15 protein-coding genes are annotated in these 25,255 nt (G+C 38.8%); 14 read left to right on the top strand and 1 reads right to left on the bottom strand.

Annotated elements, in window-relative coordinates; translation table 11 throughout:
- Positions 1-111 precede the first annotated feature (111 nt).
- From nusA to NEOC84_RS01580, 7 genes are all read left to right on the top strand, one after another.
- Positions 112-1,419, top strand: a complete 1,308-nt coding sequence (nusA, locus tag NEOC84_RS01610; RefSeq protein ID WP_166154654.1) for a transcription termination factor NusA — start codon at positions 112-114, stop codon at positions 1,417-1,419.
- Positions 1,391-4,159 carry a translation initiation factor IF-2 gene (gene infB, locus NEOC84_RS01605; RefSeq protein ID WP_166154652.1) on the top strand — a complete coding sequence of 923 codons (2,769 nt, stop codon included), beginning with the start codon at positions 1,391-1,393 and terminating at the stop codon, positions 4,157-4,159. Before nusA ends, infB begins: the two co-directional genes overlap by 29 nt.
- A gap of 25 nt (positions 4,160-4,184) precedes the next feature.
- On the top strand, positions 4,185-4,553 hold the full coding sequence (gene rbfA / locus NEOC84_RS01600) for a 30S ribosome-binding factor RbfA (protein WP_166154650.1): 369 nt from the start codon (positions 4,185-4,187) through the stop codon (positions 4,551-4,553).
- Positions 4,546-5,268 (top strand): tRNA pseudouridine(55) synthase TruB, encoded by a 723-nt coding sequence (gene truB, locus NEOC84_RS01595; RefSeq protein ID WP_166154817.1) that lies wholly within the window; start codon positions 4,546-4,548, stop codon positions 5,266-5,268. The genes rbfA and truB overlap by 8 nt, the downstream gene beginning before the upstream one ends.
- Positions 5,269-5,541: 273 nt before the next feature.
- Complete coding sequence (locus tag NEOC84_RS01590; protein ID WP_166154648.1) at positions 5,542-6,459, top strand: bifunctional riboflavin kinase/FAD synthetase; 918 nt, start codon at positions 5,542-5,544, stop codon at positions 6,457-6,459.
- Positions 6,460-6,840: 381 nt separating this feature from the next.
- The gene (locus NEOC84_RS01585) at positions 6,841-11,718 is read left to right on the top strand and encodes a tetratricopeptide repeat protein (protein WP_166154646.1); all 4,878 of its coding nucleotides are present in this window, start codon (positions 6,841-6,843) and stop codon (positions 11,716-11,718) included.
- A gap of 95 nt (positions 11,719-11,813) precedes the next feature.
- Entirely contained in the window at positions 11,814-16,058 is a 4,245-nt protein-coding gene (locus tag NEOC84_RS01580) for a tetratricopeptide repeat protein (protein ID WP_166154644.1), read from the top strand.
- Positions 16,059-16,304: 246 nt separating this feature from the next.
- Here the strand turns inward: NEOC84_RS01580 and NEOC84_RS01575 are convergent, their stop codons facing one another.
- A complete protein-coding gene (locus NEOC84_RS01575) occupies positions 16,305-17,792 on the bottom strand; it encodes a BTB/POZ domain-containing protein (RefSeq protein ID WP_166154642.1) in 1,488 nt (495 codons plus the stop codon).
- A 416-nt stretch (positions 17,793-18,208) separates the two neighbouring features.
- Here NEOC84_RS01575 and NEOC84_RS01570 point away from each other — a divergent pair, with 416 nt between their 5' ends.
- The 7 genes from NEOC84_RS01570 to folE all read left to right on the top strand — a co-directional run bounded on the left by NEOC84_RS01570 (position 18,209) and on the right by folE (position 25,131).
- Positions 18,209-18,709: an adenylyltransferase/cytidyltransferase family protein gene (locus NEOC84_RS01570; protein ID WP_166154640.1), complete on the top strand. Its 501-nt coding sequence runs from the start codon at positions 18,209-18,211 to the stop codon at positions 18,707-18,709.
- 11 nt (positions 18,710-18,720) lie between these two features.
- Complete coding sequence (locus NEOC84_RS01565; protein ID WP_166154638.1) at positions 18,721-19,899, top strand: rhomboid family intramembrane serine protease; 1,179 nt, start codon at positions 18,721-18,723, stop codon at positions 19,897-19,899.
- Between the two features lie 12 nt (positions 19,900-19,911).
- Positions 19,912-20,823 (top strand): ribonuclease Z, encoded by a 912-nt coding sequence (locus NEOC84_RS01560; RefSeq protein WP_166154636.1) that lies wholly within the window; start codon positions 19,912-19,914, stop codon positions 20,821-20,823.
- Positions 20,824-20,834: 11 nt separating this feature from the next.
- Complete coding sequence (locus NEOC84_RS01555; RefSeq protein WP_166154634.1) at positions 20,835-21,830, top strand: tyrosine recombinase XerC; 996 nt, start codon at positions 20,835-20,837, stop codon at positions 21,828-21,830.
- 251 nt (positions 21,831-22,081) lie between these two features.
- Positions 22,082-23,677, top strand: a complete 1,596-nt coding sequence (locus tag NEOC84_RS01550; RefSeq protein ID WP_166154632.1) for an ABC-F family ATP-binding cassette domain-containing protein — start codon at positions 22,082-22,084, stop codon at positions 23,675-23,677.
- Positions 23,678-23,726: 49 nt separating this feature from the next.
- Positions 23,727-24,446, top strand: a complete 720-nt coding sequence (locus tag NEOC84_RS01545; protein ID WP_166154630.1) for an RNA methyltransferase — start codon at positions 23,727-23,729, stop codon at positions 24,444-24,446.
- Entirely contained in the window at positions 24,427-25,131 is a 705-nt protein-coding gene (gene folE / locus NEOC84_RS01540; RefSeq protein ID WP_166154628.1) for a GTP cyclohydrolase I FolE, read from the top strand. The genes NEOC84_RS01545 and folE overlap by 20 nt, the downstream gene beginning before the upstream one ends.
- Positions 25,132-25,255 lie beyond the last annotated feature (124 nt).

The raw sequence follows: 25,255 nt of genomic DNA, 5'->3' as shown, positions 1-25,255 counted from the left end.
TTTTCTACCGATTAACACACCTTACATAGATAAAATACCCTCTTGTAAGTTGCTTTACAAATCTTCTTTAATATATAATTCCTATCTTAAGAATTTGAGGCAAAAAAAACGATGAATAAAGATCTCATAGCTATTTTTGAGTACCTAGAAAGAGAAAAAGGCATTAAGCGAGAAATCGTAATCAGCGCCATAGAAGAATCTCTTCGTGCCGCCGCCCGTAAAAGTATTAGCGGAGCCTCAAATGTTACTGTGACTATTCATCCCAAAACAGGTAATATTGACGTTTACTGCGAAAAAGAGATTGTAGACGAAGTGGAAGTGCCTGCTCAAGAAATCTCATTAGAAGAAGCTCGCGAAATTGATCCTGAGAGCCAAGTGGGCCAATTTATTGATGTGATAGCCACTCCTAGAGATTTTGGTCGTATTGCAGCCCAAAAAGCACGCCAAATTATTACTCAAAAGTTGCGAGGGGCGGAGCGCGATGTTATTTATGAAGAGTACCGCCATCGGGTAAATGAATTAATTTCTGGTACTGTCAAACGCTTTGTCCGAGGAGCTAATTTAATTATCGATTTAGGTAAAGTAGAAGCTTTAATGCCCATGAAGCACTATCCTAAAACTGAGAAATATAATCTTGGAGATAAAGTTTTGGCCTTACTGCTAGAAGTGAATGATACGGAAAATGGCGGCGCAGAAGTTATTCTCTCACGTAGCCATCCAGAATTCGTTCGTCAATTGCTCATCCAAGAAGTACCTGAGATTAATGATAATATTGTTGTTATCGACAAAATTGCTCGTGATCCCGGCTACCGAACTAAATTAACTGTTCGTTCTACAGATCCTAAAGTTGATCCAGTAGGTGCTTGTGTAGGGATGCGTGGGGTACGTGTTAAAAATGTAGTCAGAGAATTACATAATGAGAAAATCGATATTGTTCCTTTTTCCGCCGACCCTATTGAACTTCTGCAGAATGCTCTATCGCCGATTGAGATTCGTAAAATCAATATTAGCGAAGATGATCACACCATCTCTATCGTCGTGGATGATGAAGATTTTGCCGCTGTGATTGGTAAAAAAGGAATGAATGCAAGGCTTAACAGCGAATTGATTGGTTATGAGCTAGAAGTGCAGCGGATGACGGATTATAACCGTACCATGGCTTTGCAACGCACAGAGCTAGCCGAGTCCGATGATCCTTCTCTCAACGAACCCTTAGAAGAGATCGATGGTCTTAACAATCTGATTTTCCAGCATCTGATTGCCGAAGGCTACACTACTCTCAAATCTCTTTTGATTGCAACCCCAGAAGAATTGGCAAAAATTCCGGGCATAAGCCTAGATACCGCCGACAAGATTATAGAACAAATTAGAAAACAAAGGATAGAAAGCCTTGGCAAAAAACCTGAAGCTAACCATTAAAAACACTCAAATTGCTGAAGCCATCAATTTAGGTAAAATTAAAAGCAAAATAGCAGCAAATAAGGCTTTAGAAGATAAAGAAGAAAAGCCTGTTAAAAAAAGTACGCTGACTAAAGCACCTAAAGCAGAGCTAAATGAATCTACGAAAAACGCTTCAGTTCATTCTCCAACTAAGGAAGAAACTACACCTCGAATTCGCGCGCGTTCTAAATCTGCTTTTGCTGAAGGTGCTGTCCCTGAAGCTAAGCCTAAGGTAGAATTTGCAGAGACTTCAAGCGCAGGTGCAGCTGAAGAGGTCGAGGAAGAAGGCATTAAGATTAAAAAATCTAGTGAAGAGCTACGTAAAGAAATTTTTGCTGAAGAACTGGTAGAGCTATCTGAGAAAAAAGTTTTTGAAGAAAAGCCAGCGGCGGAAGAAATTTTTGCTGATGCAGTTAAAAATGAAAAAACTCCTGCTCCTGCTGAAGAAACCCCTCTTATAGCAAAAGAATTTATTCCTTCTCGAGGCGAAAAACCTGTAGCAGTAGCCCGTCAAGAAGCCCCTATACCTGCAATTAAGCCTATGCCAGAATATGTCAAGCTGGGGCCTACAGGTCGGCATGTTAAGGATCTTTTACCTCGAAAACCGGCTCCGCGGCCTGCTTATGTTCCTCCTCAGCCACCTCAAAAACATAAAGCAGAGGCAGCTTCCACTCCTGATAAAGAAGCAGCAGCTAAAGCTACGAAAGACAAATTTAAGCCCAAAGAGGGTGAAGAAACCGCTGTTAGTGATGAAAATCTTCCTAAGAAAACCTTTCCAGGTAAAGCTAAAGAATTTCGTGATCTGAAACCTACCCGGCGTCTTGAACCCACGCGAGCATTTGATGCACGCGATAGACAAGGCTTGCGAGCAGAGGATGATACTTCTCAATGGAGGAAAAAGCGCAACAGACAAATCAAGCAGGTTCAGGAAGATACTACTATTCGACCTACTGCGCTCAAAATCAGAACGCCTATTAGCATTAAAGATTTGGCTGCTGAAATGAAATTAAAGTCTTCCCAGCTAATCTCTAAATTGTTCATGCAAGGGCTTGTCGTTACCCTTAATGATTTGTTAGAAGATGAGACGACTATTCAACTGCTAGGACATGAATTTGGATGCGAGATTAGCATTGATACCTCAGAAGAAAAAAGGATCCGCATTACTGATCAAAGTGCTAGCGAAGAGATCAAACAAACCTCTCCAGAAAAGCTTCACATTCGGGCACCTGTAGTTGCCTTCATGGGACATGTAGACCATGGTAAGACCAGCTTAATTGATGCTATAAGAAGCAGCAACCGTGCAGCTGGCGAGGCAGGAGCTATTACTCAGCATATTGGAGCGTTTAAATGTAAAACAGCGGTAGGAGAAATTTGCATCCTTGATACTCCAGGACACGAAGCCTTTTCTGCTATGCGTGCCCGTGGTGCGGATGTCACCGATATCGTGGTGTTAGTTGTAGCCGGTGATGAAGGCCTTCGCCAACAAACAGTGGAAGCCATCCAGCATGCTCGTGAAGCAAAAGTTACCATCGTAGTAGCTATTAACAAATGTGATAAGCCTAATTTCAACGTTGAAAATGTTTACCGTCAGCTAGCAGAGCAAGAACTTCTTCCAGAAGCATGGGGTGGGCAAACTATTACTGTTAATTGTTCTGCAGTCACTAAAGAAGGCATTAGCACACTGCTAGAAATGCTAGCTTTGCAAGCAGAAGTGTTGGAATTGCGCGCAGATCCTACTAACCGGGCTCGAGGGCGTGTTTTAGAATCTGAAATGCATAAAGGCATGGGCGCTGTGGCTACTATGCTTATTCAGAATGGAACTTTAAAAATAGGCGACTCTCTTGTATTTGATCAATATTGGGGACGTGTTAAAACTATGCAAGATGAATATGGGCATAATATTCAGCAAGCAGGACCTTCCACACCCGTATCCATTACAGGCCTTTCGGGCCTCCCAGAAGCAGGGCAAGAGTTTATTGTAGTTAAAAATGAAAAAGAGGCTCGTGAGATTGCTGAAGCTCGTATGGTAGGTATGCGCCAAAACAACTTGCTTAAAAAGAAGCTCTCCATGGAAAACTTGATGATGCAAGCTTCGGAGCCTTCTAAGAAAATTCTTAATATTATCTTGCGTGCTGACGTACAAGGCTCTCTTGAAGCCCTTAAAGTAGGGTTACTGAAAATTTATTCGAAAAAAGCCGAAGTTAATATTATTTCTGCAGGAGTAGGAGAAGTTTCGGAATCAGACGTGCAAATGGCTTCGACCTCCAAAGCGGTCATTATAGGCTTCCACACCCAGATTGAAAGCCATGCTGATGCCCTTATTAGACAACATGGAGTACAGGTTAAAATGCATGACATCATTTATCATGCTATTGATGATGTTAAAGCCATGCTCGTAGATCTTTTGGATAAGATTGCTATTGAAACAGAAAAAGGAAAATTCCAAGTGAAAGCGCTCTTTAAGTCCTCCCACTATGGACAAATAGCAGGAGGAATTGTTACTGAAGGCGCGATTAATCGTAATAACCAGATGCGCATTATACGCAATGGCCAGCTGATTGGAAAATCATCGATTTCCTCAATAAAACGCGTAAAAGACGATGTAAGAGAGGTTCAAAAAGGCCTTGAATGTGGTATAGTTCTTTCCAATTTTGATACTGCACAAGAAGGCGATGTATTTGAAGCGTACGAAGTTACTTACATTACCCAAGAATTATAAGATTCTTTATAGAGGCAGATGAATCATGGCAAAACAACGCACGGATAGACTTAATTCCCTCCTTAAAGAAGTTATCTCAGATGTTATTCGTAAAGATGTGCGCAACCCGCACGTCAATGAGCTTATGACGGTCACAAGGGTAGAGATTACTAAAGACTTGCACCATGCCAAAGTATTTATCAGCGTGATTGGCAATCAAGAGCAAAAAGATCAGACTATCCAAGCTCTTGAAACGGCAGCGGGGTTTGTCGCGGTTACAGCCTCAAAAAAAGTGGTCATGCGTTATTTTCCCGAGCTTCACTTTAAGCTTGATGATAGCGTAGATAAGCATATGCGTATCGAGCAGCTCCTCGAAGAAATTAGCAGTGAGCGTGAGTCGCGAGGCAATGATTAATCGTTCAGCAGGCTCCATAGCTCCTAGCCCTCAAGGTATTTTGCTTATAGATAAACCTATAGGCAAAACATCTTTTAGCCTTGTAGCTGCATTAAGGCGTATTTTAGGAGTAGATAAAATCGGTCATGCCGGCACACTCGATCCTTTTGCCACAGGCGTCATGGTTCTACTCATCGGGCGCAACATGACCAAGCTCTCCGATCGATTTCTATGCGAGGATAAGGAATACATTGCTCAAGTGCATTTGGGAGAAGCTACCGACACCTACGATTGTGAAGGAACTATCACTTTCCAATCCCCTCTTATTCCTACTCCCTCTGAAATTAAGGCTATCATCCAAGAATTTCAAGGGGAAGTCCAACAAATTCCCCCTATGCATTCTGCTAAAAAAGTTAATGGAAAAAAACTTTACGAACTGGCTAGAAAAGGAAAAGTGATAGAACGTCAACCTGTCAAGGTCACTCTGCAAATAGAGATATTAGATTATCACTATCCCTATCTAAATCTTCGGGTAAAATGTTCTAAGGGTACTTACATACGTAGCTTAGCTGATGATATAGGTAAAAAGCTAGGATGTGGAGCTCATCTTTCCAATCTTAAAAGGACGCGTAGCGGGCCCTTTAACCTTGAAGATTGTTTAGATGGCAGCCAATTATTTATTGCCTCCCCTGATGTTCAGCAAATCAGCAAAGCTCTTTTTTATCCTGCTCTATAAGTATATTTCCTACTCAATTTTTTGGTGCTAACCTGTTAAAGATGTCCAAAAAAGTTTTTAATGCATAGCTTACGAGTGGTTTATATTAAAAGCCCTCCCATTTTTTATTAGCTTATCATTCTCTTTAATAGCACTACCAAAATTTATATTTATTTGCGTGAAAATGTTTTATATGTATGTTGTAGGCAAAGCTCTCCTAAAGGAAAAAATGGGCTGTTTTTAAACCTAGTTACCAACCTAACGATTAATAAATTTTTTACTATTTTTTGAATCATGAAACTCCTTCGCGAACTTCCAGCTACGCCGCTTTTTTCTACCTCTTCTGTGCTTACCTTAGGCAATTTTGATGGCATGCACATTGGGCACCAAGCGATCATCAAAAAAGTAGTAGAAACCGCCAAAAGCCAACAAAAAGCCAGTGTAGTTTTATCCTTTGAAAATCACCCCTCCGAGGTCCTTTATCCTGATAGGCCGGTAAATAAAATCTGCACGAATGAACATAAAATTCAGCTGATCAAAAATATGGGTGTAGATTTATTAATCTTGCTTAAATTTACTAAAGAATTTTCTGAACAGAGTGCTGAACAGTTTATCCATCATTTGCAGACTCTCCTCCCCTTTTCTCATCTTATCCTTGGATGGGACGCTACGTTAGGTAAAGATAGAAAAGGCAATAAGGAAACCATTAAAGGTATAGCAGAAAGAGAACATTTTGGTGTGGAATACATCGAACAGCAAACAGTCGACGAGGTTGCTGTTTCTAGCTCCCTGATTCGTAAATTCATTCAAGAAGGACAATTAGAGACCGCCCAAAAGCTCCTAGGACGTCCTTATAGTGTCTTATCTGCCGTTGATAGAGGTCTAGGAAAAGGAAAGCAGCTAAGCTGCCCTACAGCTAATTTAGATGTCAAAAATTTGTGTATTCCTCCTTTAGGAGTCTATGCTGTTAACATCTTTGTTGATCAGCAGCTGTTTAAAGGCGTAGCGAATCTAGGGATAGCACCCACCGTCCGTGAAGATAAAGTTCCTCTCTTAGAAGCTCATATTTTTGATTATGAGGCTAATCTGTATGGTAAAACCATCGAAGTTATTCTTACTTCTTATTTAAGGCCTGAAAAAAAGTTTGCTAACCTTGAAGAATTAAAGCTACATATCCAACAAGACATTTTAAAAGCTAGATCTCTTGGTTAAATTTAAATAGAGAGATTACTTTATTTTTTTCCTTTTAACTTACTATAAGCTTAAAGAGAGAGAGAAAAAATATTAAAACTTAGTAAAACATCTTATGCGCTTTAAAAAACTCAGTCTACATATCCAACTTTCTGAAATCTGCTTTTCAACTTAACGAGAGGGACTTTATAAAGTATGGGGCTGCATAAGAAGTAGCTCAAAAGCATATTATATTTTCTCTTCTTAGTCACACACACCCTTCCATGATGCTAACAATAGTGAAAAAATATTTTTTAGATTTAGATTGACAAATTATAACATTTTTTCAAAAAATTGAGGATAAAGCAGATAGAGCTTTGAAGTGCAGGTGAAAATAAAGTTAGATAAAAGGAGGATAAGCTTATGAACCTAGAAAGTTCCTCTATTAACCCTTTTATATTTACTACATTTAAGGAACTAGCAGAAGAAAAGCCTTATCTAGGGCTAGGTCCGTATGCAGAAATTAGCTTAAAGATTTTCAAGGAGCTGAGCCAGCAAGATCTCTCTAACGCACGAGGCGTTTGCAAAGAGTGGAAGCAATTAATTGAACAAATGGATGAATGGAAAAGACTTCATTCAAAGAAAATTAAAATTAATTTACCCACCCATAATCAGCTTGCTGCTAATGAAGCAAATTCCTTGGATCCTTCTCCGCCTCACTGGAGCCCCTCTCAAATAGCTAAGTCTTTATGGTATGATTCTTCAACTTTTATTAGCGACTCGTATGAAGCAAAAGTAAATGCTGTAGCTGCCTATCTACATAAAGAAGGCTTTGAATTAAAAGGGGTTGCAAACGACGGTGATTGCTTTTTTAATGCTTTTTTAGAAAGCTATGAAGGGCTTCCTAGAAAGATTCCATTGCTTGATATGTCCAGCGATAAAATTTCTTATTTAAGACAAGTGCTTTCAGACATTATTAAGCACACTAACAGTAAAAGAGCAGAAGAAATAATAGGAAAAGGAGCTTGGGTAAGTGGCTTAGGCGAAGGAGATTTATTAGCCCAGGCTTTATCTATTCCTATCAGATTAGTCACAGTGAATGAAGACCCTTCGGGGTGTGGTGTTAATGATAGGCTTATTTTTTCAAAAGTAGGCTTAACATCTAAAAAAGTTAGATCCAGGGAATGGGAAACTATTCCTCCAGAAGAAAGGCCTCAAAAATATATCTTTATTGTAGATTTAGGTGGTCATTTTATTTATGCTCAAAAGCCCTTAAAGCAAGATAAAACTCTTCTTTCAAAGTCGAAAATCTCTTCTAATATTCTTTTTTCTAATTCGCTATCGATAAATGCATCGAAAAACACCTCGCAAACATGGGAAAGCCAGGAGCTTTTATCAGGCGAGAAGATAAAAGAATTAGAACAGACCTATACTTTAGCTTTACAAATGGCTGTCCAAGAGAAAGATCCTATTCAAGAAAGCTTTTGTATAGAAGAATTAGGTGACATTTATTTAAGAAAGCAAACATTGGAAACGCTTCTGCAAGCGGCAGGTCTTTATAATTATGCCTTACGCCTAGCTCCTCTACAACGGCAAAAAGTTCTTAAAGATAAGCTCTGCCAAGTACAAAATTTACTTGCTAAACAATGCAAAGGCAAACCTTTTGATTTCGCAGTGGTGGAGAAACAATTTGAACGCAATCGCCACAACTTAAAAAAATTTAGAGAAGAGATAGAGAAGAAAATTCAAACTTTGCCAGAAACCCCTTCTTCCCAAGAGGTGAAAGAGCTTTATGGTGAGATAGCTCACCAGATAAAAGTTTTCTTTGGGCAGCTTGTAATGCAGGCCGTGCATCAATTAGACACTGAGCCTTGTGAGTATGCCATGATAGGCTTTGGCTCTCTAGCTAGGGAAGAAATGACCCCTTATTCCGACTTAGAATTTGGTATCCTTGTACAAGATGACAATCCTATAAATAAGAAATATTTTAGAAATCTTACATATTTAATTCACTTGCAGGTTATCAACTTGGGAGAAACTATTCTTCCTGCTTTAAATATTCCTTGCTTAAAAGCAATAAGCTTTTTCGATAGCATGACGCCACGGGGCTTTGCCTTTGATGGAGCAGGAGTAGAAGGAAAAGGCTGCAAAACTCCCTTGGGCAATGGTAAGACATTTGAGCTTATCCAAACTCCTGGACAGATGGCTCAATATGTAGGTAAAGATGAAAAAGGCCAGTGGTGGCATGAAAAAGAGCCTCATCTTCCTATGGAATTGCTAAACTTTACTCATTTGTTAGGCAACGAGGAGCTAACTGAGCAATATAGGCAACATGTTCAACACAAGCTTAATGCTCCTTATCAACAAAATCTTAATCTACGCCAATACCTAGCCCAGTATCATTTAGTTCAGGAAGATATGGAAAATTTTGATCCAGCGATGGCTAACATAAGCAAAGAAGGAATGTTATTCAAAGTTAAAAATGATTTTTATAGGTTTCCTCATTTAGCTTTTGACCGTCTAGCTCTTCTTAAGAAAATAGAAGCTTCCGACACTTTTACTAGGATTAATAAACTAAGGAAGTTAGAGATTATAATGAAAGGGGCCAGTGAAAAGTTAAAAGATTGGATGAGCCTAGCCTTATTCATGCGTCTTAAGACTTACTCACATTATCAAGCACAACAAGAGATGATGAATCCTTTGCTTAAACCTTTTGGCTTTGAAGATCCAGATCTTATTCAACAGCACTTTGCCCTAGATCATAAAGCCTTAAAAAAGATAAAAGAAATCTACCACATCTTCATTCCTTTCTATCACGTTATTCAAGATTTCTTAGCAGGTAATGAAGATATACTTAAATCTTCTGATTTGGAGGATAACTCACCAGAGACGCACGGAGATATACACCGGAGACTTTTTCAACATACAAAAGCAGAAAAATGGTATCTTTTAGCAAAAGAAGCAAATCCACAAAATACGCGGGTTTTAAATGCTCTTGCAATCATTTATCAAAACCAAGGTAATTTAGACAAAGCGGTAGAGTACACTAACAAAGCACTTGTTATTGACGTTAAGCTTTTTGGTGAATATCATCCCAAGGTGACAGCTTGTTACAATAACTTAGGAATAATCTACAAAAAACAAGGCAATTTAGCCCAGGCGGAAGAGTGTAACAGCAAAGCGCTTACCATTAACCTTAAGCTTTTTGGTGAATATCATTCTAGTGTGGCAACCAATTATAACAGCTTAGGACAAATCTACCAAAACCAAGGCAATTTAAGCCAAGCGGAAGAGTGTAGCAGCAAAGCGCTTGCCATTAACCTTAAGCTTTTGGGTGAAAATCATCCCCATGTGGCAGGTGATTACAATAACCTAGGAATAATCTGCGGAAAGCAAGGCAAGTTAGGCCAGGCGGAAGAGTATAGCAACAAAGCGCTTGCCATTAACCTTAAGCTTTTTGGTGAATATCATCCTAACGTGGTAAGAGATTACAATAATCTAGGACAAATCTACAAAGACCAAGGCAATTTAGTCCAGGCAGAAGAGTGTAGCAGCAAAGCGCTTGCCATCGACCTTAAGCTTTTTGGTGAACATCATCCCGATGTGGCAATTGGTTACAATAACCTAGGACAAATCTACAAAGAACAGGGCAATTCAGACAAAGCGGAAGAGTATATTAAAAAAGCACTTGCTATCGAGCTTAAGCTTTTTGGTGAAAATCATCCCCGTGTGGCAACTTGTTACAATAACCTAGGAGCAATCTACCAAAGCCAAGGCAATTTAAGCCAAGCGGAAGAGTGTAGCAGCAAAGCGCTTGCCATTAACCTTAAGCTTTTTGGTGAAAATCATCCCGATATGGCAATTGGTTACAATAACCTAGGACAAATCTACAAAGAGCAAGGCAATTTAAACAAAGCGGAAGAGTATATTAAAAAAGCACTTGCCATTAACCTTAAGCTTTTCGGTGAAAATCATCCCGATGTGGCAATTGGTTACAATAACCTAGGACTAATCTACAAAGACCAAGGCAATTTAGTCCAGGCGGAAGAGTGTAGCAGCAAAGCGCTTGCCATTAACCTTAAGCTTTTTGGTGAAAATCATCCCCATGTGGCAATTCGCTACAACAACCTAGGGACACTCTACCAAGAACACGGCAATTTAGGCCAGGCGGAAGGGTATGTCAAGAAAGCGCTTGCCATTAACCTTAAGCTTTTGGGTGAAAATCATCCCGATGTGGCAATTGGTTACAATAACTTAGGACAAATCTACAAAGACCAAGGCAATTTAGCCCAGGCGGAAGAGTGTAGCAACAAAGCACTTGCCATTAACCTTAAGCTTTTTGGTGAAAATCATTCCCATGTGGCAACCAATTATAACAGCTTAGGACAAATCTACCAAAGCCAAGGCAATTTAAGCCAAGCGGAAGAGTGTAGCAGCAAAGCACTTGCCATTAACCTTAAGCTTTTTGGTGAAAATCATCCCCATGTGGCAATTGGTTACAATAACCTAGGACAAATCTACAAAGAACAAGGTAATTTAAGCCAAGCGGAAGAGTGTAGCAACAAAACACTTGCCATTGACCTTGAACTTTTTGGTAAATATTCTCTCCTGGTGGCATTCGATTACCATGGCCTGGGAGGAATTTACAAAGAACAAGGTAATTTAAGCCAAGCGGCAGAGTATATTAACAAAGCGCTTACCATTAACCTTAAGCTTTTTGGTGAATATCATCCCTATGTGGCAATTGGTTACAATAACCTAGGACAAATCTACAAAGAGCAAGGCAATTTAGACAAGGCGGAAGAGTATATTAACAAAGCACTCGTTATCGACCTTAGCCTGTTTGGTGAAAATCATCCCGAGGTGGCAAACAATTATAGCAGCCTAGGAGCAATCTACCGCGGCCAAGGCAATTTAGACAAGGCGGAAGAGTATATTAACAAAGCGCTTGCCATTAACCTTAAGCTTTTTGGTGAATATCATCACACCGTGGCAACCCATTACAATCAACTAGGACTAATCTATAAAGAGCAAGGCAATTTAGAAAAAGCGGAAGAGTATGTTAGCAAAGCGATTACCATTAACCTTAAGCTTTTGGGTAAAAATCATCCCGATGTGGCAACTTATTACAATAACTTGGCAGGGATCTACCAAACTTTGGGAGGAATCTACCAACAGCGAGGCAATTTAGGCCAAGCGAAAAAGTATATTAAAAAAGCGCTTGCTATTGCTCTTAAGCTTTTTAATGAAAACCACCCTATAGTGACAATGCTAGTCAATAAGCTAAAAACGATTTCATAAAGAGTTGTTAAGAAATTTACCGATTAATAATATTTTAGGCTGAGATAATATGAAGTGCAGGTGAAAATAAAGTTAGATAAAAGGAGGATAAGCTTATGAACTTAGAAAGTTCCTCTATTAACTCTTTTATATTTACTACATTTAAGGAACTAGCAGAAGAAAAGCCTTATCTAGGGCTAGGCCCGTATGCAGAAATTAGCTTAAAGATTTTCCAGGAGCTGAGTCAGCAAGATCTAACTAACGCACGAGGTGTTTGTAAAGAGTGGAAGCAATTAATTGAACAGATTGATGGATGGAAAAGGCTTTATTTAAAGAAAATTAAAAGTAATTTACTTACATCCAATCAGCTTGCTGCTAATGAAGCAAATTCCTTGGATCCTTCTCCCCCTCACTGGAGCCCCTCTCAAATAGCTAAATCCTTATGGTGTAATCCAGCGACTATTATTAGCGGCTCACAGGAAGCAAAAGTAAATACTGTAGCTACCTATTTACATAAAGAAGGCATTGAATTAAAAGGGATTGCAGGTGATGGGGACTGCTTTTTTAATGCTTTTTTAGGAAGCTATGCTTCCCTTTCTAAAAAGATTCCATTACTTGACATGTCTAGCGATAAAATTTCTTATTTAAGACAAGTGCTCTCAGACATTATTAAGCACAACAACAGCAAAAGAGCAGAAGAAATAATAGAAAAAGGAAGTTGGATAAGCGGCTTAGGCGAGGGAGATTTATTAGCCTCGGCTTTATCCATTCCTATAAGGCTAGTAACGGTTAATGAAGAACGATTGATTTGCGGTATTAATGATATGATTATCTTTCCAAAAGTAGGCTTATCGGAAGATAATAGATCCCAGGAATGGGAATCGATTCCTCAAGAAGAAAGGCCTCAACAATATATCTTTATTGTAGATTTAGGCGGGCATTTTATCTATGCTCAAAAGCCTTTAAAGCAAGATAAATCTTTTCTTTCAAAGTCGATAGCCTCCTCCAATGCTCTTTTTTCTAATTCTCTATCGATGAATGCATTAAAAAGCCCCCTAGAAACATTGGAAAGCCAGGAGCTTTTATCAGACGAGAAGATAAAAGAATTAGAACAAACCTATACTTTAGCTTTACAAATTGCTGTCCAAGAGAAAGATCCTATTCAAGAAAGCTTTTGCATAGAAGAATTAGGTGACATTTATCTAAGAAAGCAAACGCCGGAAACGCTCCTGCAAGCGGCAGGCCTTTATAATTATGCCTTACGCCTAGCTCCTCAAGAGCGTCAAAAAGTTCTTAGGGATAGACTCTGCCAAGTTCAAAATTTACTTATTAAACAATGTAAAGGTAAACCCTTTGATTCTACGGTAATGAGAAAGCAATTTGAACGCAATCGCAACAAATTAAAAAAATTTAGAGAAGAGATAGAGAAGAAAATCCAAACTTTGCCAGAAGACCCTTCTTCCCTAGAGGTAAGAGAACTGTATGGTGAGATAGCCCACCAGATAAAAACTTTCTTTGGGCAGCTTGTAATACAGGCCTTGCATCAATTAGATCCTGCGCCTTGTGAATATGCCATGATAGGCTTTGGTTCATTAGCTAGGGAAGAAATGACCCCTTATTCTGACTTAGAATTTGGCATTCTTATACAAGAAGATACTCCTGTAAACAGGAAGTACTTTAGAAATCTGACAAATTTACTTCATTTACAGGTTATCAATTTAGGGGAAACTATTCTTCCTGCTTTGAACATCCCTTGCTTAAAAGCAATAAGCTTTTTCGATAGCATGACGCCACGGGGCTTTGCCTTTGATGGAGCAGGAGTAGAAGGAAAAGGCTGCAAAACTCCGTTGGGCAATGGTAAAACATTCGAACTCATCCAAACTCCTGGACAGATGGCCCAATATGTAGGTAAAGATGAAAAAGGCGAGTGGTGGCATAAAAAAGAGCCCCATCTTCCTATGGAATTGCTAAACTTTACTCCTTTGTTAGGCAATGAAGAGCTAACTGAGCAATATAGATATAATATCCAGCATAAGCTTCATACTCCTTATCAACAAAACCTTAATATACGCCAATACCTAGCCCTGCATCATTTAGTTTATGAGGATATGGAAAATTTTGACCCAGGGATGGGTAACCTAAGCAAACAAGGAATGTTATTTAAAGTTAAAAATGATTTTTATCGGTTTCCTCATTTAGCTTTAGACCGGTTAGCTCTTCTTAAAAAAGTAGAAGCTTCCGACACGTTTACTAGAATTGATAAGCTAAGTGAATTAAAAATTATAACGAAAAGAGCCAGTGAAAAGCTAAAAGATTGGATGAGCGTAGCATTATTCATGCGTCTTAAGACTTATTCTCATTACCAAGCTCAACAGGAAATGATGAATCCTCTGCTTAAGCCTTTTGGGTTTGAGGATCCAGATCTTATTAAAAAGCAGTTTGCCCTAGATCATAAAGCCTTAAAAAAGATAAAAGAAATCTACCACATCTTCATTCCTTTCTATCAAGTTATTCAAGATTTTTTATCAGGTAATGAAGATATACTTAAATCTTCTGGGTTGGAGGATAACTCACTACAGACGCAAGGAGGTATAGCCTTAAGGCTTTTCCAACATACGAAAGCAGAAAAATACTATCTTTTAGCAGAACAAGAAAATCCACAAAATGCAGAGGTTTTAAATGCTCTTGCCATCATTTACCAAGACCAAGGTAATTTAGACAAAGCGAAAGAGTATAGCAACAAAGCGCTTGCGGTTGACCTTGAGCTTTTTGGTGAATATCATCCCAGGGTGGCACTTCGTTATAATAATCTAGGAACAATTTATCAAGCCCAAGGAAATTTAGAACAGGCTGTTAAGTCTATTGAGAAAGCGCTTATCATTGATCTTAACCTTTTTGGTGAAAATCATCCCATACTGGCAAGAGATTACAATAACTTAGGACAAATCTACAAAGAACAAGGCAATTTAGATAAAGCGAAAGATTATAGTAACAAAGCACTTGCCATTGCCTTTAAGCTTTTTGGTGAAAATCATCCCGAGGTGGCAAATTTTTACAATAATCTGGGATCAATCTACAAAGAACAAGGCAACTTATGCAAAGCAGCACAGTATACTAAAAAAGCGCTTGCCATCGACCTTAACCTATTCGGCGAAACTCATTCCAGAGTGGCAATTTATTACAATAACCTAGGAGCAATCTACCAAAGCCAAGGCAATTTAGGCCAGGCCGTAGAGTTTATTAACAAAGCGCTTGCCATTGCCATTAGGCTTTTTGGTGAATATCATCCTGATGTAGCCATTCGTTATGATAACCGAGGACTCATCTACAAAGAGCAAGGCAATCTAGTCCAGGCGGAAAAGTATATTAACAAAGCGCTTGCTATTAACCTTAAGCTTTCGGGTGAAAATCATTCCGATGCGGCAATTCATTACAATAACCTAGGAAGAATTTATCAAGGCCAAGGCAAGTTAGACCAGGCAATAGAGTTTATTAATAAAGCACTCACCCTCGACCTTAAGCATTATGGAGGAAATCATCCCAGGGTGGCCACTCGTTACAACAACCTAGGGCTCATTTACCAGGAAAAAGGCAATTTTAGTCAGGCAGAAGAGTTTATTAATAAGGCACTCACCATTGATCTTAAGCATTATGGAGAAAAACATCCCAGGGTGGCAATTCGTTACAACAACCTAGGAAGAATCTACCAAAATCAACGCAATTTAAGCCAGGCCGTAGAGTTTATTCACAGAGCGCTCGCTATTAACCTTGAACTTTTTGGTAAATATCATCCCGAGGTGGCAAATTGTTACAACAACCTAAGATTGATCTACCAGCAAGAGGGCAGCTTAGTCCAAGCGGAAGAGCTTATTAACAAAGCACTCGCTATCGACCTTAAACTTTTTGATGAAAATCATCCCAGGGTGGCAAGAGACTACAATAACTTAGCGACAATCTACCAAGGCCAACATAATTTAGACAAAGCGGCTGAATATATCAAGAAAGCACTTGCCATCGATCTTAAGCTTTATGGTGAAAATCATCCCAGGATGGCAATTTATTACAATAACCTAGGAGGAATCTGCCAAGAACAAGGAAATTTAGGCCAGGCGGAAGAGCATATTAACAAAGCACTTGCCATCGATCTTAACCATTTCGGCGAAAATCATCCCAGGGTGGTAATCTATTACAATAACCTAGGACAAATCTACCAAGCTTTGGGAGGAATCTACCAACAGCAAGGCAATTTAGGCCAAGCAAAAAAATATACCAAGAAAGCGCTTGCTATTGCTCTTAAGCTCTTTAATGAAAACCACCCTATAGTGACAATACTAGCCAACAAGCTAACAACAATGTCGTAAGGAGATGCTAAAAAATTTTACGATTAAAAATTTATTTAGCCTAGGATAATATGAAGTTTAATTGATTATTCAACCCCCCTGCTAGAAGAATTTTAAGCAGCAAATAAGCATATGTAAAAAACTTAATTTTTTTTTAAAATTGCAAGCTTGCATAGGCCTGTAGCCACTCCTATCATTAAGCCCTTTTAACATCTACTACAGTGGTTTTTAAATGCTAGCACTAACGGTTATTAAAGAAAGATAAACCTACTCAATTTCTAATTCTAGATAAGGAAAAGTTTTCCTAATTAACTCAATTCCATTTTTGCTAATGGGTGAATGCTTCAAAAGTACTTTTTTTAAGCTTGGGCATCTTTTAATCCCCTCTAAAACTCCCTTTTCAGAAAGAGAGTCACATCTAGAAATGTCTAGAAAATATAGATTTTTACAATGCATCATAATATCAATTAAAGCAGCGTCTATAACTAAGGAACGTGAAAGATTTAAAGCGGATAAATTGGGTAACAACCTACCTAGGTGGAAAAAAGCCTCACCACTGACTTTTTGACAATTGGCAAGGCTTAATTCAATCAGGTAGGGACAGGCTTGGATAATCATTTTTAAATCATTATCGTTAATTTGTATGCAACGCGAGATGTCAAGAGTCTTTATTTGTTTGAAATGTTGTAGATGAGGCCATATCCCATAGTTTAAATGCTCATTGTTGCTTAAATCTAGTTTCAAAAGATGGGGGCAGGTATTTGCTAAGATATTTAAAGCCTCAGCATTAACCCAGGGGCAACGCGATAAACACAACTCTTGCAATGTGGGTGGAAAATCGGCTAGATGGTCTAAGAAAATAGCTGACTCACTCAAATCTAATCCTATTAGCTGGGGGGTATGATTGGTCATCATTTTAAAATAAGGATCAGCAGCCATTTTACCTGAAAAAGTAAGGTGGGTAATAGATGAAGAGAGGGTATTGAATACTTCTAAGGCGATCGACTTGTAATGTAGAAATTCTATTGAAAGACGGTTTAGCGAAGTCACCAGAAAACGCACGCCCCAATCTAGCTGATTGATAAACTCTATGCAGCCACTTTTTAAAAGTGGTAAGGAATGATGCTGAGCTTTAATCAATATCTCTAATACGTTATTCCTATCTATGTATCGATGTAAAACCCTTTCGCAGGCTTCCCTTAAGAGGGCAAAGCCTAAAATTTTTAGATCTTTGAGAAGGGCCCAAAGCTCCTCTGGCGACTTTTTCCATACATCTTCCGCAATATTTGTCAGGGCAAACTTTTCAATCACCTCCATCGTTTGAGGAAAAATACCATCAATCTTAAGAATACGTCTTTCTACATAAGAGCACTCTTTCATAATACGTCGTCTAAAATAGTAACTATGATGGCTTAATAGTAAGCTATTAAAAAAATATTCTTGCTCCCCGCTTTTAATCGTTAAATCTAAAGGAATAAAAGCTTTTAGAAATTCCATATGCTGATAAGTAGGAGGTATGACCTGATAAAAGAAATGATAAGGAAGGTTGGTATGAATATGGGCATCGGTAAGCCATTTAAAAAGGGCTTTCATTGAGTTAGGATAGGACTCAACCCATTGCTCATCATTGCAAGCAGCGAGGAAAAAAGAAACTAAATCTGCAGAATGCCTAGATAACTGTTCTATAAGCTCTTCCTCTTTTTCGATCTTGCTATATTTCATCAAATGAAGCGGTGTCCCTAACGGCATGCGCATATTATCGCCAGCTTTATTTTAAGTTTTGTTTTTCACCCATAACATAAAAAAATTTCTACCCATACATAAAAATAAAAATCGATATCGAAATTAATGAAGATCTTTTTCTTTTAGTAAGGAATAAAAAGGCAAGAGAAAGAATAGACACCTATAGGCTAATCATTTACCCTATTTACTCTCCTCATTTAGCCACGATCATAGAAAGAGAGCCACTCCCCATAAATCATTGGATAAATACTTTTTGAATTAATTTTTGTCTTATAAGCAAAAAATTATGAGTAGCTTATTTAAGTAAATTTTTTTAATTTTTGTATCGCTTGGCAAAAAAATTAACAGATCATAAATCTGCATATTTCCATACCTAGTAATTAGTCGAGCTTGTTAAAATAACCATTACTTTTGGATAAGGTGCTTATATGTCTAAAACATGGTCTATAGAATGCTTAAAAAAATATATTACCCCTATAAACTTGGCTCAAAAAATTGAAGAGCTACGTAAGCAAGGTCAAAAGATTGCCACGATTAATGGGTCCTTCGATTTACTACATGCTGGGCATTTGCAAATTTTATTTGAAGCTTCTCAGCAAGCAGATATTCTTATTGCAGCCCTTAACAGTGATCAATCGATTCAGCAATATAAAAGCCCTTGGCGTCCTATCATTCCTTTAGAATTTCGTTTGCAAATGGTAAGTGCTCTTAGCTTTATCGATTATGTGACCTGGTTTGAAGAAACCAATCCTATTGAACTGCTTAAAATTATTAAACCCGATGTACATGTCAATGGAGCAGAATATGGAGAAAATTGCCTAGAAGCAGAGATAGTTCGCGGGAGTGGCGGGCGTCTACACCTCGTGAATTTGATTCCTGGCCTATCTACCTCCCAAATACTAAAGAAAATTTCCTCGTTACCATCTTAGGAGATCCGATCATGCGTTTGATAGGAACATTTAAAAATCAAAAGCAAGCACAAAACCTTTCTGCTTTCCTTAAATGCTACGGCATTAAACATCAACTGGAAATAGAGAATAACACCGATTGGGGTAGCCAAAATTATGGCGATATGATCTATAACTTGTGGGTCATTGAAGAAGAAGACTTAGAAAAAGCCTTGGAAAAAGTGCAAGCTTTTTTAGATAATCCTCAAGCTGCTATGGCGGCTGCTCCTACCTCAAAAAGTTGGCTAAAAGAGCCTGTGAAAGAAAAAATCAAAGAAGCTCACTTAAAAATGATAGGCCAAAAAAAAGTGCAATATGCTAAACCCAGTGGCTGGGGTAAAATTACTACCACCTTATTAATTCTTTGCTCTCTTCTACTTTTTCTTTCTACCTTCACAGCACCTTCACTTAATCGTATCCCTAATAAACTACCCAGCACCGTGCTATTAAACTCCCCTGTCCATAAAGCTTTGATGTATGATTATCCTTACGCTTACACCATAATGGATAAAATTATTAGTGCTTATGGGATCGAAAGCCTTCAAGATCCTACGGAAATGTCGTTTCAGGAGCAGATCCTCCTTAACACCTTTAATCATACCCCCTACTGGAAAGGACTGTATGCTAAACTGAGCAATCGTTTTTTCACTGCGAATGCTTCCGAAGAGTCTAATCCTCCTTTATTTGAAAAAATTCGTGAAGGGCAAATTTGGCGCTTATTAACCCCTACTTTGCTCCATGATGATATTTTTCATCTATTCTTTAACATGATATGGCTCCTTGTTTTAGGTAAACAAATGGAAGAGCGCCTGCGTTCTAGCCGTTACATTTTATTTATCGTTCTCGCAGGCATATTAACAAATACTCTACAATATTTGATGGGGGGGCCTAATTTTCTGGGATTTTCAGGGGTGCTCTGTGCCATGCTCACCTTTGTCTGGATGCGCCAGAAGAAGGCTGCTTGGGAAGGATATCAATTGCAGGCCTCAACTTTTACATTTATTATGGTATTTATCATTGCGATGTTTGGCATTCAACTGGTATCATTTTTGATGGAAATTTACACCAAATCAGCCTTTTCCCCCGGTATAGCGAATACAGCGCACTTATCAGGAGCTATTGTTGGCCTTCTGCTAGGTAGCCTGGACTTTTTTGCTTATAAAAACCGTTAATTTTTTTAGTTTATGACCGTACGAGATATCATCATTTTAGGCTGCTCAAGTCAGCAACCCACCCGCATGCGCAACCATGGTGCCTATTTAGTACGATGGAATGATGAAGGGCTATTGTTTGATCCAGGGGAAGGCACACAGAGGCAATTTATTTTCGCTAATGTAGCTCCTACAGTGGTGACACGTATCTTTGTCTCCCATTTCCATGGAGATCATTGCTTAGGGCTAGGTTCTGTTTTGATGCGTCTTAATCTCGATAAGGTTACTCATCCTATTCACTGCTATTACCCGGCAAGTGGCAAACGCTTTTTTGATCGTCTGCGCTATGGAACCATTTATCATGAGCTCATCCATGTGGTCGAACATCCCGTCTCTAAAGGGGGGCTAGTTCACGATGATGGTAAATTTCGCATTGAAGCTGTGGAATTGGATCATGGTGTAGAAAACTTAGGGTGGAGAATTACAGAACCTGACACCCGCAAATATGAACGCAATAATCTGCAAACTTTGGGTGTTAAAGGACCTTTAGTGCGTGAACTGGAGCAGAAAGGTTTTCTGGTCTTAGATGGAAAAACGGTGACTTTAGATCAGGTCAGCCATATTAGGAAAGGCGACAGCCTTGCAGTAGTTATCGATACCCGTTACTGTCAAAACGCCATCGATATCGCTCGCCATGCTAAGGTTTTAATCTGTGAAAGCACCTACCTGGAGGAGCATCAGGAACTAGCACGTAAGCATTTTCATCTAACCGCCAAGCAAGCTGCTACTATTGCCAAAGAAGCCGGTGTAAAGCAACTTATACTCACTCATTTTTCCGCACGCTACCAAAACTTAAGGCCTTTTGAAGAAGAAGCTCGAGCCGTCTTCCCCCACACTTATATTGCTGATGATTTATTAACATTTCCTTTTCCTAAAAATCTTTAAGAAAAAAATGTATGTTTATCTCTACGGCCCAAAAGTTTTTAAAGCATCTTAAAACCATCAAAAATGCTTCGGAACATACTGTCCGTAATTATGCCATCGATCTAAATGCCTTTAAAATTTATATTGAAACTCACCATTTACCTCCTAGAGCTTCTCAAGAAATAGCACCTAAAATTCATCATAACATGATAGATAAATATTCTACTGCCTATGATGCCCTTATTCCTCTGTCCATGATCGACCGTAAAACCATTCGGGGATTTTTAGCCACACTTACTCAAGGCGGTATCAATAAAAAGACAATTGTTAGACGGCTTTCCTCAATTCGTGCCTTCTTTAAATATGCTTTTGCCCATAAATTTATAAGCATTAATCCTACGGAAGAGCTAGATACGCCGAAAATAGAAAAAAAGCTTCCCACCTCTCTTTCCTACGATCAAGTTTTAAAAATCTTTGCAGCACCGGACCTCTCTACTTTCTTAGGTTTTCGCGATCGCGTAATTATGGAGCTATTTTACAGCTCTGGATTACGCGTCAGTGAGCTAGCTTCTCTTAATCGTCGCGATTTTGATCATCAAAACTTGCTTGTACGCCTTAAAGGTAAAGGAAAAAAAGAAAGAGTGATTCCCATTACCAAAAATGCTGCTCAATGGATTCAAAAATATCTCGAGCATCCTGAACGCCATACGTGTACGGATGGACATAGAGAACAAGTGGACTCCCAGGCAATCTTTTTGAATAAGTTAGGCACTCGACTTACCACGCGCTCAATCGATCGAACATTTGATAATTATATAAGAAATAGTGGCTTAGCCGGCAAAATTACGCCTCACACGATTCGTCACACAATTGCTACGCATTGGTTAGAGAATGGCATGGACCTAAAAACCATTCAAGTTTTGTTAGGCCATACCTCGTTATCTACCACCACTATTTATACTCAAGTATCACCTAAGCTTAAGAAAAAAGTTTATCATCAATCTCATCCCCGTGCAAAAGCTTCATAAGCTAGAGCACAAAAGCTAATTCTTTTTGCCGCTTTGATGGATAATTTTTCCAAAAAAATTTCTATGGTTAAATTTATTTAACTCTGCCTCATGCAAAAAAATTTAGGTCATTATTTTGTAATAAGGCTTCAACATACTTCTAAAGCAGCGTAAGGGGTTTAAAAGGGGGTAAAGTTAATCCTGAATTTTAGTTGCGAGTTATCTGTATTCTAGGTAATATAATAAGGAAAAAATCTAAAATTTATTATCTTATGCTGACTTTAAATAAAATATCTAAAAGCTTTGGTAGCCGCGTCCTATTTGAAGAAGTTATTATGACTTTTAATGCGGGGAATCGCTATGGCTTAACAGGGCCTAACGGAGCAGGAAAAACTACTTTACTTAAAATCATTATGGGCGTGGAAGAGGCCACAAGTGGAAGCATTACTCTGCCTGACCGAGTAGGGATTCTAAAACAAAATATCGAAGCCTATAGCGATATTAAAGTGGTCGATGTCGTAATCATGGGTAATAAACGCTTGTGGGATGCCTTTAAAGAACGTGACGCTCTTTATGAAGTAGAAATGACAGATGATGTAGGCATGCGTCTGGGGGAAATAGAAGGAATTATCGCCGAAGAAGATGGCTATTCTGCTGAATCTAATGCGGAAATTTTATTAGCAGGTATGGGAATTGCGGAAGAATTTTTTTATCTTAAAATGCATGAGATTCCCTTAGACCATCAATTTAGAGTGCTACTATGTCAAGCTTTATTTGGAGATCCTCAAGCCTTGCTGCTGGATGAACCTACTAACCACCTCGATTTAGAGTCTATTGGGTGGCTGGAGAACTTTTTGCACGGTTATAAAGGCGTGCTTATTGTGATCAGCCATGATCGCCATTTCTTGAATTCGGTGACTACCCATATAGCGGATATCGATTATGAGACTATCATCCTTTATCCTGGCAACTATGATGATATGATTGCAGCTAAAAGTGCAGTACGCGATCGGGCGGAAGCAGATGCTAAATCTAAAGAAAAAAAGATTGCTCAACTGCGCGAATTTGTGTCTAAATTTGGCGCCGGAACACGTGCAAGCCAAGTGCAGTCACGCCAACGGGAAATTTCTCGTTTACAGCCTCAAGAGCTAAAGAAAACAAATATTCAACGTCCTTACATCCGTTTTATACCCACAGAAAAGCAGCCAGGTAAAATTGTATTGAAAGTAGACAATATACAAAAAGCTTATGATGGACCGGCGGTTGTTACCAATTTTTCTTTAGAAATTGCTAGGGAAGATAAAATTGGTATTATCGGTAATAATGGCCGCGGAAAGACGACTCTGATTAGAATGCTAGCACAAGCTTTATCTCCTGATAAAGGAAATATAGAACATGGCCATCAAGTACAGATCTGTTATTTTCCACAAAATCATATGGAAGCTGTAGACAAAAACGTTAAGCAAACAGCGTTTGAATGGCTTAAAGAAAGACGCCCTGGTATCTATGATCAAGATATCCGTAGTGTAATGGGCAAAATGCTATTTGGTGGAGACGATGCTTTTAAGCCGGTAGCTAGTCTTTCTGGTGGTGAGACAGCACGCCTGATTATCGCGGGTATGATGTTAGCCGAGCATAACGTTCTTTTGCTGGATGAGCCTAATAATCATCTCGACCTAGAGGCTGTCTCTGCGTTAGCATGGGGATTAAATGAGTATAAAGGCACAGTAGTAGTCGTCAGTCATGATCGTGATCTGATCTCTCAAGTAGCTAACAAAATTATTGCTTTTGAAGAAAATGGTATCCAAGTATTTGACGGAAATTTAGATGAATATTTAGCTGTCAAAGCAGAGAAACAAAAAGCTTAAGATTCGTCAAGGCCAAATGTTTACTAAAAGAAAGTTCTTATCATTTTCTATGGAAAAACAACATAAAAAATGTGCAGAGCTTTTATTAGCCATTTACAAAAGCAAAATTGCCTTCCAACCTATAGAGGAGATGTTAACTCATTATCATGAGCTACAAGGATGGATGCAGGCGGAAGATAAACTCTCCTCGGATGCTAAAGAGATCGCCAATCGTTATCATTACCATCTTAAGTTATCTAATCGAAAAGTTCGAGAGCATCATTTATTGCCATCTATCCGGCGAGGAGATCGAGCGCAAGGAGAGAAAATATGGCCCATCTCTATCTATTTAGACTCTTTAAGATCAGCTCATAACGTAGGGAGTATTATTCGAACCACCGAAGCTTTTGCTTTAGGAGCTATCTATTTCTCTGAGCATACTCCCTATATAAACAATCAACAGGTGCAAAATGCTTCTATGGGAACCTTTCAATGGATAGAGTGCCACCCTAGCTGTAAAGCAACTGATTTGCCTCGTCCCTTGATTGTGATGGAGACAAGCCCACAAGCTATATCTTTATATGACTTTGTTTTTCCTGAAACCTTTACCTTAGCCTTAGGCAATGAAGAATATGGTTGCTCAGATGAAGTTTTAAAGATAGCTGACCACCTTATTGAAATCCCCCTGAGAGGCCGTAAGAATTCATTAAATGTGGCAAATGCCTTTGCCATAACTGCTAGCGAAATTTATAGGCAAAAGAAGGAAGATCATGGCCAAAAAAGCACCTAAAAAACAACTTCCCCTACAAGCAAACGCACCCTTACACATCCGCACCTGCTATCCATCTCCTATTTTAGAAAGCATAGATGATAAGACGGATGAGGAAAAAATTAAACTGATCGCTGAAAAGTACACCGAGATTCTACAAATACTAGGGCTCGATTTATCCGATGATTCCCTGCAAGATACTCCAAGCCGTATTGCTCGTATGTATGTTAAGGAGATCTTTTCTGGGCTTAAAGATGATAACTTTCCTGAGGTGAGTTTTTTTGAGAACAAATATGAACCTTCTAAAAGGGAAGATGCTAATATTATCCTAGTAAAAGTTAATTTTACTAGCTTTTGTGAACACCACTTTGTTCCTATGCGCGGCTATGCGTATGTCGCTTACATCCCTCATAAAAAATTGATCGGCTTATCAAAAATCCCCCGCATCGTGCGTTTTTTTGCTAAGCGACCTCAAGTGCAAGAAAGATTAGCTGCGCAAATCGTAGATTCGCTTGCTCATCTACTTGATACTGAGAATGTAGCTATTTCGATTATTGCAGAACACTACTGTGTCATTGCTCGCGGCATTGAAAATGAACATAGCCACACGGTCACTAATATTCTGCGAGGTAACTTTCAAAATAATGAGGTAGTGCGCCGGGAATTTTTTGAAAGCATTAGGATGTATAATAATACGCCTGTGTAAGGCAGGGATAATAGCATTAACTATCTTGCTATTTTATCCAAAGGATAAACTTAAAAACCCATCCTAGCTAGAGGTAAAAAACTTTTCGAGGGGCTTTTTTGCTCGCCATGCAAAAATTCACCCC

Source organism: Neochlamydia sp. AcF84 (assembly GCF_011087585.1).
In the GTDB taxonomy this organism is placed as follows: Bacteria; Chlamydiota; Chlamydiia; order Chlamydiales; family Parachlamydiaceae; genus Neochlamydia.
This window is presented reverse-complemented; position numbering and strand designations above follow the sequence as displayed.

Bases quoted from the DNA above. Each gene is read 5' to 3' on its own strand.
- nusA (WP_166154654.1), top strand. From the start codon at position 112: ATGAATAAAGATCTCATAGCTATTTTTGAGTACCTAGAAAGAGAAAAA.
- rbfA (WP_166154650.1), top strand. From the start codon at position 4,185: ATGGCAAAACAACGCACGGATAGACTTAATTCCCTCCTTAAAGAAGTT.
- truB (WP_166154817.1), top strand. From the start codon at position 4,546: ATGATTAATCGTTCAGCAGGCTCCATAGCTCCTAGCCCTCAAGGTATT.
- NEOC84_RS01590 (WP_166154648.1), top strand. From the start codon at position 5,542: ATGAAACTCCTTCGCGAACTTCCAGCTACGCCGCTTTTTTCTACCTCT.
- NEOC84_RS01585 (WP_166154646.1), top strand. From the start codon at position 6,841: ATGAACCTAGAAAGTTCCTCTATTAACCCTTTTATATTTACTACATTT.
- NEOC84_RS01580 (WP_166154644.1), top strand. From the start codon at position 11,814: ATGAACTTAGAAAGTTCCTCTATTAACTCTTTTATATTTACTACATTT.
- NEOC84_RS01575 (WP_166154642.1), bottom strand. From the start codon at position 17,792: ATGCGCATGCCGTTAGGGACACCGCTTCATTTGATGAAATATAGCAAG.
- NEOC84_RS01570 (WP_166154640.1), top strand. From the start codon at position 18,209: ATGTCTAAAACATGGTCTATAGAATGCTTAAAAAAATATATTACCCCT.
- NEOC84_RS01565 (WP_166154638.1), top strand. From the start codon at position 18,721: ATGCGTTTGATAGGAACATTTAAAAATCAAAAGCAAGCACAAAACCTT.
- NEOC84_RS01560 (WP_166154636.1), top strand. From the start codon at position 19,912: ATGACCGTACGAGATATCATCATTTTAGGCTGCTCAAGTCAGCAACCC.
- NEOC84_RS01555 (WP_166154634.1), top strand. From the start codon at position 20,835: ATGTTTATCTCTACGGCCCAAAAGTTTTTAAAGCATCTTAAAACCATC.
- NEOC84_RS01550 (WP_166154632.1), top strand. From the start codon at position 22,082: ATGCTGACTTTAAATAAAATATCTAAAAGCTTTGGTAGCCGCGTCCTA.
- NEOC84_RS01545 (WP_166154630.1), top strand. From the start codon at position 23,727: ATGGAAAAACAACATAAAAAATGTGCAGAGCTTTTATTAGCCATTTAC.
- folE (WP_166154628.1), top strand. From the start codon at position 24,427: ATGGCCAAAAAAGCACCTAAAAAACAACTTCCCCTACAAGCAAACGCA.